The sequence below is a fragment of the Streptomyces sp. NPDC001410 genome (genome assembly GCF_042895235.1).
Taxonomy (GTDB): domain Bacteria; phylum Actinomycetota; class Actinomycetes; order Streptomycetales; family Streptomycetaceae; genus Streptomyces.
In genome coordinates this window covers 13,220-25,264 of record NZ_JBIAWE010000020.1, presented here as the reverse complement: position 1 = coordinate 25,264, position 12,045 = coordinate 13,220, and the positions used below count along the sequence as shown (strand labels likewise).

The 12,045-nt window shown below is 66.9% G+C and carries 10 protein-coding genes and 1 pseudogene; 5 read left to right on the top strand and 6 right to left on the bottom strand.

Annotated elements, in window-relative coordinates:
• Positions 1–2 precede the first annotated feature (2 nt).
• Entirely contained in the window at positions 3–1,406 is a 1,404-nt protein-coding gene (locus ACFY3C_RS35595) for an arylsulfotransferase family protein (protein ID WP_390773748.1), read from the bottom strand.
• A gap of 701 nt (positions 1,407–2,107) precedes the next feature.
• The gene (locus ACFY3C_RS35590; protein ID WP_390773747.1) at positions 2,108–3,271 is read right to left on the bottom strand and encodes an acyl-CoA thioesterase/BAAT N-terminal domain-containing protein; all 1,164 of its coding nucleotides are present in this window, start codon (positions 3,269–3,271) and stop codon (positions 2,108–2,110) included.
• A gap of 937 nt (positions 3,272–4,208) precedes the next feature.
• Between ACFY3C_RS35590 and ACFY3C_RS35585 the strand changes: the two genes are divergently transcribed.
• Positions 4,209–4,556, top strand: coding sequence for a tyrosine-type recombinase/integrase (locus tag ACFY3C_RS35585; protein ID WP_390773746.1), 348 nt, complete (start codon positions 4,209–4,211; stop codon positions 4,554–4,556).
• Positions 4,557–4,944: 388 nt separating this feature from the next.
• Here the strand turns inward: ACFY3C_RS35585 and ACFY3C_RS35580 are convergent, their stop codons facing one another.
• Positions 4,945–5,100, bottom strand: a complete 156-nt coding sequence (locus tag ACFY3C_RS35580; protein ID WP_390773745.1) for a hypothetical protein — start codon at positions 5,098–5,100, stop codon at positions 4,945–4,947.
• 486 nt (positions 5,101–5,586) lie between these two features.
• Here ACFY3C_RS35580 and ACFY3C_RS35575 point away from each other — a divergent pair, with 486 nt between their 5' ends.
• From ACFY3C_RS35575 to ACFY3C_RS35565, 3 genes and pseudogenes are all read left to right on the top strand, one after another.
• Positions 5,587–7,557, top strand: coding sequence for a hypothetical protein (locus ACFY3C_RS35575; RefSeq protein ID WP_390773744.1), 1,971 nt, complete (start codon positions 5,587–5,589; stop codon positions 7,555–7,557).
• A 126-nt stretch (positions 7,558–7,683) separates the two neighbouring features.
• Positions 7,684–7,889, top strand: a pseudogene (locus tag ACFY3C_RS35570) (excisionase family DNA-binding protein).
• Positions 7,889–8,164 carry a hypothetical protein gene (locus ACFY3C_RS35565; RefSeq protein ID WP_390773743.1) on the top strand — a complete coding sequence of 92 codons (276 nt, stop codon included), beginning with the start codon at positions 7,889–7,891 and terminating at the stop codon, positions 8,162–8,164. Before ACFY3C_RS35570 ends, ACFY3C_RS35565 begins: the two are co-directional and overlap by 1 nt.
• A gap of 239 nt (positions 8,165–8,403) precedes the next feature.
• Here ACFY3C_RS35565 and ACFY3C_RS35560 read toward each other — a convergent pair whose 3' ends face one another.
• Positions 8,404–9,426, bottom strand: a complete 1,023-nt coding sequence (locus tag ACFY3C_RS35560) for an IS110 family transposase (protein WP_390773742.1) — start codon at positions 9,424–9,426, stop codon at positions 8,404–8,406.
• Between the two features lie 200 nt (positions 9,427–9,626).
• Between ACFY3C_RS35560 and ACFY3C_RS35555 the strand changes: the two genes are divergently transcribed.
• A complete protein-coding gene (locus tag ACFY3C_RS35555) occupies positions 9,627–10,571 on the top strand; it encodes a 5,10-methylenetetrahydrofolate reductase (protein WP_355944478.1) in 945 nt (314 codons plus the stop codon).
• Positions 10,572–10,619: 48 nt separating this feature from the next.
• On the opposite strand, the gene ACFY3C_RS35550 is transcribed toward ACFY3C_RS35555, so the two are convergent.
• The gene (locus ACFY3C_RS35550; protein ID WP_390773869.1) at positions 10,620–10,757 is read right to left on the bottom strand and encodes a hypothetical protein; all 138 of its coding nucleotides are present in this window, start codon (positions 10,755–10,757) and stop codon (positions 10,620–10,622) included.
• 500 nt (positions 10,758–11,257) lie between these two features.
• The gene (locus ACFY3C_RS35545; protein ID WP_390773741.1) at positions 11,258–11,839 is read right to left on the bottom strand and encodes a hypothetical protein; all 582 of its coding nucleotides are present in this window, start codon (positions 11,837–11,839) and stop codon (positions 11,258–11,260) included.
• Positions 11,840–12,045: the final 206 nt, after the last annotated feature.

Genomic DNA, 12,045 nt, shown 5'->3' with positions numbered 1-12,045 from the left:
GCTCAGCCATGCCGCGCTTCCGTGGTCTCCCTCGTCAACCGCTGTCTGGAGAGCGTTACGACATGGGAGGTCCCAATGACCTTGCCTCGCGCGTCCAGTGCCTTTACCTGGAAGTACGGTCCGGGAGCGTTCGTGGTGACGGCTGTCTCGAATCCGGAGCGTGGGGCGTGTCTGACCACGACCGACAGGGCGTGGGGGTCGGACCCGGCGAGTACCCGCCATGCTCTGGTCTGCGTCGAGCCGTTCCAGGAGGCGTAGAGGACGCTGCCCCCGCCGTTGGGCCGTGCCGCGGCACTCGGGGGGTAGTACGGGGTGCCGATCCATTCGTTCCGGAACGCTCGGTACGAGATGTCGGAACCCGGCAGCTTCGCGTCGTAGAGCAGGTTCTGTGAGCCGTTGCCCTGGGTGTTCCCCGCGCCCGCGTACTCCGAGTAGTACGGGCTCTGGCCCCATCCGATGAATTCGTTGCCGTTGGAAAGGGCCTGTGTGTTTCCCTGGGTCGGCGACTCCAGCGGTGGCTGGTGGTAGTAGGTCCTGTCCACGGTCGCCTTCCGGTTGCGGAAGTCGAGGCTGAGGATCAGGCCGTGCGACACCTGTTCGGGTGCGCCGTCGGGCAGGTCGCAGCAGCCGTCGTCGAACATGCTGATCCGGTTCCCCGGCCGGAATCGGGCATCGTGCTGCCAGTAGAAGTCCGCGTTCGGGCCGAAGGTGAAGTCGCTTTTCTTTCCGCCGATCTGATAGCGGATCTTCCCGGATCTCTTGGTGACGTCGTAGAGCGCCCACATGTTCCGGGCCGAGATCAGCAGCCGGCCGTCGGGACCCTCGTCGACCGAGTTGATGTGAAAGGCATCCCACACCCCGTCGGACGACGACGCACTGGAGGCCGGCTCCTCGGAGTCCGAGGGGTCCAGGTGGTCCAGTGCGTTCCACGAGAAGAGAAGTCTGCCCGTGGCGAGGTCGACCTCCTGGATCTCGCTGTTCTCGATGGAGCCGTTCTTCGGGCCTCCGTAGGGCGTGAGATCCATGGGCACGGGCTTGGACGCGATGAACAGCGCGGTACCCCTGCGGGTCAGGGTGAATTCATGCTCGTCCGGGTAGTAGCCGTGATGCGCGAAGACCGTCTTGAGCAGGCGGTAGTGGGTGTCGTAGATGTAGTAGCACCCGCCCGGTTCGGGCGCACCGGCCGGCAGGTTCGTGTACGCCGGTGGCAGGGCGAGGCTCCCCTGCCACCAGGTCAGCACCGGCTGTCCCCGGTCCCTGTGGGTGTCGTAGTAGGTCTGGACCCTGAAGTCGGCGTTCTGGAGGTTCGTGGAGGGGAGCGGGCGGAACCAGACCGGATTGCCGGAGTTGTCGTTGATCAACGCACCGGTCTGGCCGATCATCTGGTCCGCGCTGAACGGGCCCACGAAGATGTCTCCGCGAGCCGTTCCCGGTTTGTTCGCAGTTACGGTCACCCGCATGGGGTGAAGGCCCGGCGCTGAGACGAAGCTCCACACGTCGCTGCCCGAGAGGATCGGGGGCGGGGTGCTTTCCGATGGGGGGAAGGGCTCCGTCGCGCACAGGGATGAACGCCCTTGCGGACTCGCCGCGGCCGGGGGCACGCAGCTTGCGACGACACATCCCGCGGTGAGCATGCAGGCCCCGACGGTGTGACGGATCCTTCTCCGTGTCCGGCGAACCCGCGTCTCTCGCGTCGCCATTGCCGACCTCCTTGGCACCCGGCACCCCTTCTCCGGTGACCCCCGCAGACCCGGAATGAACAAGATCGGGAGTTGCTCCTCGGGCGACAGTAGGCGGCAAGGACCGCCTACTCCTGCTCAAAGCGACTGAGGTAGACCGTTCGGCAGGCGCCGCCTCACCCGGACAGGCGGCAGAGCCATGGGAGGACGCTCAGGCGTGTCCTGCGCGACGGGTGGTCGTCCTCCAGCGAAGGCCCTCCCGCCCGACGGACGAAAGGGTCTCTGACCAGGTGTTTGTCTGTGCCTCCGGCAGGAGCGGGACCGCATCGCTCACGCGCTGCCGGCTGCTGGGCGGCGAAGCCGCTGGTGTCAGCCGCCGCGCGTGGTCTTGACAGGGGCTGCCTGTTCTGACCTGCGCACCGGAGCACTCACGTCTGGGTGTCGGCGAGGAGGTCGAGGAGCTTGGGCCAGCCCCGCTCCCTGGCGACAGCGTTGCCGACGCGATTACCGCCCATGGATGGGGCGACGGTGCCCTCCGCGAGGAAAGGGAAGGTTCCGACGCCGTGCCCGGCGCCGGGGTAGACCAGTGCCCGGTATGGATGCCGGTCGTGGATCGCATGCAGGTTCCCGGTGATCGCCTTGACGTAAGTCGGTGACGGCCATAGGGCGTCGTCTGCGCCGGCGATGGCCAGCAGTGGTCCGCTGAGATGGTCCAGCGGGATGCTGCCCTGGGGAATGGGATGCCCGTCCTTGGTCCAGGCGTTGCCCCTACCCGGGTATCCCGGGTTGACGTTGGACGACGGGGAGTACACGACGACGCCGTGGATCAGACGGGGATAGTCCTCGGCGAGGAGCAGGGCGGGTTCGCTGCCTCGGGAGTAGCCCATGGCGATGATGTGCGCGGGGTCCACGTCGGGCTGGGCTGCCAGCAGGCGGGCGGCGGTGGCGAAGTACTCCAGCGGGACGTTGTGCAGGGTGGCGGGCAGGCCGTGCTCCCCGAAGTAGCCGAGAGCCAACGTCGGGTAGCCGTGGGAGGCCAGCAGAGCCGCCTCCCACTTCATGCTGACACCGCCTTCGGATCCGCCGAAGGCCAGCACGGCCGGGTGACGGGGAGTGCCGGGGCGGGGCAGGAACATCTCTCCGATGACCTTGTCATGGGCCAGGGTGAGCGTTCGGGCGCTGACTCCTTTGGCCGCCCATTCACGGGTTAGCGTGCGACCGGCCAACTGCCGCCCATGCGCCGTCACGGTGATCTGCACGGCGTAGGAGGGGGAAGACTCAGGGTAATGGGGGAGGAAGTAGTCACTGTTCGGATCGCCGGCCGAGGGCCTCATCGACCAGAACAGGCCCATACCGTCGACCATGTTGTACGTCCCCGACACCGGCCGCGTCGTGGAGAGGTCGACGACGCCGTCATCGTCCGCGGTGAACGTTGCCCGGCCATGCCACACCTTGCCGTCGTAGGCGGTCGCCGCAGAGCCGACGGTGATCTCGTCGTGTGGCTCCAGACCACTGACTGTCAAGTGAACGGCCTGATCAGCCAGGGCTATCGGCGCATCGACCCCGATGACCGCCCTGGTACTGGCGTGCATCCCCGACGAGCATCCCGCCGCCCCCCAGCTGATCAGGACGCCTACCGCCAGGGCCCATCCCCGCAACCGCCGTAACGACACGTTGCTCCCCATCACCAGGAAATGATCATCCACACTCATCCTGAAGTGCCCACCGAGTCAATCCTGGGGGCGGGACTTTAACGGGCGGGCAGCTGAGCGGCGTTGGCTGGAGTTTCGACGCCCCAGCCGAGCGCCGCCGTGCTCGGATCCCGAAGCACTGGTTTGGAAGATCGCGTAGGCGGGCGCTGTCTCAGATCCTTGACCCGTCCGGTCGCGGTCACGTCGCATGGTCTGTGATCGTGCTGCAACCTGACAGTTGTGACGGACCGTGATGCGAGGCGCCGGCCCTCGCGGGATGGGCGAAGGCGTGGCGACCCGCGACGGTCACGCCTGCTGTGGGCTGGCGCTGTCCTCATGTGTGTCAGCGTTGCTTTGCTCGCTGTGGTCGTCTTCGGCAACTTGGGCAATCAGGAGCCGGGCCGTTCCACGTCGCCGTCGGCCACGCCGAGCGAGGGGGAGAGCGCCACCAGCGAGGAGCCCCCCGAAGCTTCTCCCACCAGCGGAGAAGCTTCCCCACCCAGTGACACTGCCGGCGAGAGTCCTGGTCCAGAGCTGCCATCCCCTGTTGCGACTGTGACAGTCACGCAAACGATCCAGACCGGAGGTGACGGCGAGACATCTGCTGGCAAGTCGGGAAACGACGTCCCTGCAATCATCACCTCGGTCGCGGGGCTTATCACTGCAGGAGTGGGCGCTGCATCATTCGCCGCGGGAATGAGGAAGTCCCATTAGCCGCCCAGCGGATGTTGAAGATCACGCTCTATTCGCCCGCCGAGGTCGCTCAACCCACCACTCACCCAGCTCCCATCCCGGTGCCGGCCGATCCCCCGCCGGAGGCATCGTTCTGACCGTTGCCTTGCCGTCCAGGTCTCGACTCAGGGCCTTCGCCGGGCCCGGCCGTGACGGTCACGTCTTCGTCGGCCCCCAGGGTGGTCGGCTCCGGCGGAGCAACTTCCGGGGTGACTGGATCAACGCGCGGACCAAGGCGGGCATCACGGCAGACGTCCACTTCCATGACCTTCGGCACACCGGGAACACCCTCGCCGCCTCCGGGGCGAGCCTGCGGGAGCTGATGACACGGATGGGCCACAGCACCCCCCGCGCCGCGCTGATCTATCAGCACATGGTCAACGGCCGTGACCGTGAGATCGCCGATCGGCTCGGCTCGATGATCCGCAAGGAACGGGGCGACGTGGACTCCTAGCGGACCTCATGGCACGCGTGTGGCACGGCCGTGATCACAGCAAAGGGCCAGTTCGAGAGGATCAAGCCTCTGAACTGGCCCTTTGTCTTGTGCCCCCGGCAGGATTCGAACCTGCGACACCCGCTTTAGGAGGGCAACAGCGCCTGTAGCCAGTGGCTCCTACCTGCATCTTTCGTCTTCATGATGACACCTGGAGTGTCTGTGAGTGCAGGTTTCGCCTGTGGTTCACGGCTAGAAACACGGCTACCTCAGGGGTTCCGATCTCCTCCCGAGACCCTTCGGTACCTTGCCGATCACCGGACGGGAGGAGACGACCCTTCGGGAGAATGAACTGCGCCCATAGCGGATCAACGCGCGCCTGCCGCAGTACGGCGACCCATCCGTCGGTTCACAGCGCCGCGAGGACGGAGATCAGCAGCGCCAGGGACAGCGTGGCACTGCCCGCGAAGGCCGCGGCACCAGTCTGACCGGAGATGTGGCCGTAGGCGCTGCAGTAGAGCTTTGCGAAGCTCCGCCACACAAGCACCGGGGGCGGCGGCGTCATCAAGCAGCTGCGACAGAACGTTCACCACGGTGTCCGGCCGGTGCTGTCTAGGCCGATAGCCGCTCTCCCCGGATGACGGCGTTGCCTCGCTTGAGTAGGCGGCTGGCCTGGTTCGGCGGACCTGCCAGCGCCTCGGCGAGCCTCCGCGCAAACAGTGCGCCGCTACCCCTCCGTCTTGTTGCTGCTACTCGGCCTGGTGCGGCGCTTGCGCCATGCGCGGAGGAGAGCCGTCACGACAGCGACGAGGGTTGCGGTGATGAGTTGAGTGGGCAGATGTGTCAATAGTCCATGGACCGCAAGGTCGAGAGCCTGCTGGAGGTTCACATTCATTAACCAGCCTCCTGGCGGGGAACGATCGAACCCGAAACCGGCGGGCTCGATGAAGTCACCACGGTCGGTGCGTCGGGGCTGGCCGGTCCAGTTGTCCCGCGCTCGGCACGGACAAGTCCGGACAACCGGCGACTACGTCGCCGACAAGGGGGAAAGATGATGCCGGACCAAGGCAGACGGACGCGTCCGTGGGGCCCGTTGAAAGGGCCGACCGCCGAGACCAACGCCGTGGCCCATCTCATGCGTCAGTGGCTCGACCAAGCCGGAGGCCTGCGAGTCGACGACATTCTCGAAAGGTTGACCCCGGAAGACTTCGACGACGGCCGGGCACCCGGCCGGACCACCGTGTCTGAGCGCCTAGCAGGTGTGGGGCTTCGCCGCGATTTCATTCATGCCATCGCACGCATCTGTGCACGGGACGAGACCGCCCGCCTTGAGCTAATCGATCAGGTCCGTGTCGCTCGGCAGCAGGCACGGCTGTCCGCCGAGCAACGCGCAGCCGCACAGACGTCCGCTCAGGCACAGCTCATGTTCGTGCAGCAGCGGTCGATCGAAATCTCCGACAGGTTGTTACGCGCGATGGAGCGCGCGGCCCAGCTGGAACGCGAACGAAACGATGCCAACCACATGGTTCTCGTGCTGGTGTCGATGGTGGACAAGCTCCAGCGCGACATGGCCTCCCTGACCCGTGAACGGGACCGACTGCGCAACGCAGCAGAAGTGAAGCGGGTCCGTGAGCAGCTGGCTCGCAGCGAGGCGCAGCGCAGTGTGGCGGAAGCGGAGCTGGAACAGGCCCGCGCGGAGCGGCAGAGAGCCGACCAGCTGGCTGAGGAGGCGCAGGAGCGGGTCCGTGTGCTGAGCGAGGAGCTCGCTCGGCTACGTGGGGAGGGTGTTCCGCTGGCGGACGCCGATCCGCTGCCGACTGCGAAGCTGGCCGAGGACGCCGACGACATCGATGTGGCTCTTCTGAAGGCTGCCCGGGTCAGGGAGGACCGCGCTGGGAGGCTTGATCAACTCGCCGACGAACTGCGTTCGGACATCGACCCGGACAACTCTCCTACCTCTGGTGATGGGCCGGACAACCCTGCCGGACAAGGAGCCGGAGGCGCGGGGGCGCGGCTGGTGCGTGAGCTGCGAACGCTCACTTCCCAGGGCGGGAGCGAGGGGGCGATCGAGGGCCTGCTGCGGCAGGCGGGGACCTCGCTTTCCGTGGCCGCGCTCCTGTCAGTGGCGGCGCAGCTCCGCGACGATGGCATGGACCAGCACGCGAGGCAGCTGATCTTCTACGGAATTGGCAACGTGCTGCCTGCCGACGTGCCTGCACTGCTAGAAGGGCTTCGCAGACAAGCCCGCGACGCGGAGCTTTACCAGTTGCTCAGCCGGATCGCCCGGCACTGGTCGCCGCAAGACACCATCGAAGCGGTGAACTCCCTCCGTGCGGCCGGACAGGACAGCGACGCCTATCAGGTCCTCAGTGCCGTAGGACGCCACAGCCCTGCGGACCACGTGGTCGCAGTCCTGGAGCAGTTGACGGTCAGTGACGGCGACTGGGTCCTGGACGCGGCCTGCCGCAACCGCTCCTCCGACGAGCTGAAACTCCTTGAAGAAAGGCTCGCCTTTCACGCTCGACGGGCCGATGCTGCCAAGATCGCACAAACGCGCTTCCAGCGTCACGCGAAGGTCGCCGGCCTCGAAGCGGTTCCTCCCACGCGCAACACCATTGACGCGGGCGACACACCGCCCGCAGGGAGGGCCACAGCCGACAAGGCGGAACCGGCTACCCCGCCCGCAGACGTCACGAAGGCGTCAGAACACGAGGACAGTTGGGAATTCGAGCCCGACACTCGCGACGGCCTGCTGAGTCTGCAGCCCGCCCCTAGCCAGGGGCGGCCAGGAGCGGACATTGATCCGGCCGACGATTGGTTGCTCAACCCGGATACCGGCGAATACGAGCTGCGCCTCACCCCTACTCAGAGGCGGCCAGGAGCGGACATCGATCCGGCTGACGCATGGTTGCTCAACCCGGATACCGGCGAATACGAGCTGCGCCTCACCTCAACCCCGCGAAAAGATGACAAACCTCCCCCTCAGCGACGGCGCCGCAGGCAACCACGGTCCGACACTTAGTGTCCTGCGCCGGAAATCCATTGTGTTGCCCTCGCCGTCGTGGTGTTCGTCCCCGAGACAGGGCTGACCGCGCACGCGAAGACATTCAGCCGTGCCGAGCTGCTGACGGCCGGGGGAGTGGTGACCATGGACCGGCTTCTGAAGGTGCAGGAAGTTGCTGAGATCCTCGGCACTGGTGTGCGCTTCCCGCGTCGGCTCATCGAGGAGCGCCGCATCACGTCAAGGTCGGGCGCAATGTCCGCATCCCCGAGTCCGCCGTACGAGAGTACGTGGAAGTGAACACCGTGAAGCCGATCACGGTGCGTCCTGGTGTCCTCAGGAGGGTTGCCTGATGGCGAACAACCAGGGCAGGCGTCGCCGCTTCGGCTCGGTCCGGCAACTCAAGTCCGGCCGCTGGCAGGCGCGTTACCGCGATCCGAACATGGGTCAGCTCCGGAGCACGGAGGAGACGTACGCGACCAAGACCGACGCTGAGGTCGCGCTGAGCCTCATAGAGTCGGACATCACCCCTGGTCAGTGGTCCGACGAGCAATTGTCATTCCTGAAGGGGCGAGTTCTGTCAACGGTGGTGTTTCTGCTGGTTGTTGGCGGTATCGGGCAGCGCTGACCGACTCGTGGCCGGGGTGTGGTCCCGAGGTAGGCGTGAGCATGCGGTTGTGGGTGTCGCTGTTCTCCAGCCCGCGATGCGGGAGGGCAGGGCCGTACTCGGCTGCCGGTCATTCCTTCGCGACGCTGGGCCGCATGGAGCGATACGACGTGGGGCAGGCGGGGCAAATCAAATCCACGGCCGCGCCGTTGAGGGGGCCAGACAATTGCCCGGCCACGCGCCTGCCGCCACCGAGCTGCTCACGCCGCCTGGCGGGCCAGGGCGCGGATGTGTCCGTCGCGCAGCCCGTAGTAGACCAGCGTGAGCAGTTTGCGGGCCGCGGCGACCTTCGCGATGTTCCTGCCGCGGCGGGCCTCGATCCGTGCCCGGTCTTCGGCGATCTTGGGTGTGGTGGCGCGTTGGATGGCCTCCACGACGGCCCAGCGCACGAGCTTGCTGCCCTGCTTGGTGACGTGCCCGCGGCGCACGACGGTGTCGGATTCGTAGTGGCGCGGGGTCAGTCCGGCCCAGGAGCACAACCGGTCGGCGGAGGGGAACCGGTGCACGTCGCCGATCTCGGCGACCAGCACGGCGGCCAGGACCGGTCCGATGCCGGGCAGCCACCGGATGGCCCCACAGCCGGCGTGGCCGCGAAGCCGCTCGGCGATCCGGGTGTTGAAGACGGCTTCCTCGGCGTCGAGGATGTCGATCAGCTTCAGAAGAGAGACCACGCGCTGGGCGTAGGCACCGGACAGCGTGGTCTGCCCCAACTGGCGGCGGCCGTCGGTCCCGAACAAGTCGGAGACGGCGATGAGGACCCCGGCCTTCGCGAGCACCGCGTGCACCTGGGCCTTCAGTCCACTGCGCAGGGCCACCAGTTTGGCCCGGTAGCGGACCAGTTCGCGCAACTCCCGCAGGTCGGGCGGGGCGATCCAGGACTCCGGGAGACGCCCCATGCGCAGCAGGTCGGCGAGGTCCGAGGCGTCCTTGATGTCGTTCTTGACGCGCCGGTAGGCGAAGCCCTTCACGCCCAACGGGTGGGCCAGGTGGACCTCGGCCCCGGCGGCCTGAAGCACGTCAACTGCCCAGTACCAGCCGTAGGTAGCCTCCACGACCACGTCCGGGCGGCTGCCGGCCTGCTCGATCTGCAGGCCCAGCGCGACCGGGTCGTTGGCGATACGCACTGCGCTCAGCTGCGTGCCGTCCGCGGTCTGACGCACGATCACGGAGCGCCTGCGATGCAGGTCGATGCCGACGTACTGATGTCCGTCGTACTCGCTCATCAGGGGCCTCCTTCGCCATGACGAACGTGAACACCGGGTGTGTACCCGGCCCCGCGGGGGCGGAGGCCACGCCCCTTCATCGCATCAAATCCTGTGGATCTGGTCCGCGCGGCCGGACGTCAGTTGGTTCAGAACCGAGTCCGGTCTCACAGGGTGGTTTTCGCCTGCCGCATGGCGGATGAGCTGCTAACTTCCGCGTCATGGCGAACCAGAGCGACGGCACAGATCTCCGAAGCCGGGTGGCCGATGCCGACAGCGGTGTCCTGTTGTTCGGCATCACGCCGCCCCGCCTGAGCAACACTCCCGAGCGGATCCGGGAGATCACCGCAGCCACCCTGGCACGGTTGGAGTCCCTCGATGTCGACGGTCTGGCGCTGTACGACATCGACGATGAGAGCGACCGTAATCCGGCGCAGCGGCCGTTTCCGTACCTGCCGACCATCGACCCTGCCGTGTACCACGCGGACTATCTCGGCAAGTGGAACCGCCCGGTGGTCGTCTACCGGTGCGTCGGCAAGTACTCCCAGACGGAGCTGCGGACCTGGCTGCGGACGGCCGACGCCGACCGGCTGCTCGGCGTCTTCGTCGGCGCGTCCTCGAAGGGGAAGGCGGTGCGGACCGGCCTGTCCGAGGCGCAGGACCTGCGCCGCGATGTCCGCCCAGACCTGCTGCTCGGTGGCGTGGCCATCACCGAACGCCCCGAGGAGCATCTGCGGCTCGTCGCCAAGCAGGTGGCCGGATGCGCGTACTTCATCTCGCAGGTCATCTACAGCGCCGACGCGGCGAAAAGCATGGTCTCCGACTACTACTACGCCTGCCGCGAGCGGGACCTCGAACCGAGGCCCGTCCTGTTCACGCTCTCGGTGTGCGGCTCGGTGAAGACGCTGGCGTTCCTCCAATGGCTCGGCGTCGACGTCCCGCGCTGGCTGGAGAACTCCCTGCGCCATGCGGACGACACCCTGGCCGAGTCATACCAGCACTGCTTGGCGAACGCCCGGGACCTGATCGCCTTCTGCCGCAAGCTCGGCATGCCGTTCGGCTTCCTCGTGGAGAGCGTGTCCATCCGCAAGGTCGAGATCGACGCCTCGGTCGCCCTGGCCCACGAGCTCAGCAGGCTGCTCGGACGAGGTACACCCTCGGTGTGAAGCCGGGCACGAACGTGCGGCTGTCGAATCCCGCGATCGGGACGCGGCTCAGGCCGCGCTGGCGTCCTCCCGTTCGACGAGGACGCCGCGCTTGAAGCGGGCTCCGGCTCGCACAAGGGCGACCAGGTGCGGCGCATTGACCGCGCGCCAGCGTTCCTGGGCGGCGGCATCAACTACGGTAAGCATGGGCGTGCCCTCCCAGCCGACGCGCCAACGCCGGCCTACTCAGTGACCTTCGAATCGATCACTCGGGAGGGTGCGCCCTCACCGAGCCGATCCACAGGTTCTGAGCATTGCTCTGGTCCGACCTTGATGCAGGCAAGGCACGCTTCGGTGCGTACGCCACGGCGTGGCTGAAGGACCGCAAGCTTGAGGACCGCACGCGTGAGCGTCATGAGTAGGCGATCCGCCTGCATCTCCTGCCTACGTTCGCTGAGCGGCCGCCCTCCTCAATCACCACGGCTCAGGTACGGGCGTGGCGTACGGAGTGCCTCAAGCGGACGGGTGAGCCGACCGTGGTCAGGGCGTACCAGGTCCTGCGGGCGATCCTGAATACAGCCGTGGATGACGTGTCCACTGGGTGGTGCAGTGGGGATCTTGGGTTGGCCCCTGCTCATGGGGCGGCCATCGCGCGACCTCCCTGGTAAACCGGCAGCCCCCCGTTGAGTTGCGGTCCCTGGTTTGCTTCAGGGCCCTGTGGCATGGGGCTCGGTCGTCCCGCCTGCGATCCAGGAGTTGCGGCTTCGCCCCATCCAGCTCCACGGTTCTCGCAGGTGGAGCTGTGCCACGGTGACGTAGTGGTGCAGGTGACGGTCCATCTCAGCTGCGCCCACCGAAGGGTCGTTCAAGGAGTCGTCGATGGCTTGCATCAGGAAGTGCGCCTGCGCCGTGACATTGTCGGGGCCCTCCAGCCGCAGGACCTGGTACGTCCGTTGCGCCTCGGCGAGGAGCGCCTCGTCCAGAGAGCCTTGATCGCGCTTTCGGTCTTCGGCGAGCGCTTGGGCGGCTTGCAGGAAGGCCACGTACACCTCGCGCTTGGCTTCGAGCTGCTGCGTCCTGGCCTGCGCTTCCAGGGTCTGCTGCACTGTCTTCAAGACGGCCTCGGCCTGCTTCTCCCCAGCGTGCCGGGCGGCAGCAGCTTGGTCCTCGCCGGCCTGTTGTGCTGCAGCCGCTTGGCGAAGCCCGGCGCTGCGCGTGAGCCAGCCGGTTACGACGCTGCCAGCAATCGCTGAACCTGCCGCGATCAGTGCTACCCCCCACTCACTCATGACGACATCGTCTCGCGTGCGGTCGGTACTCGAACATGCGGGGTGCCCGACGGAGGAAACATCCCCACCTGCTGACGCGTACTCTCCAGCCGCAGCGGAGATCACCTACCTGCCATCACACCCCTGGAAGGGCGCATGGCCCAAGACGGCTGGCGTCGATGGCAACGGACAGAAGTCGTCGACACACGACGTCCGTTCTCAGGTTC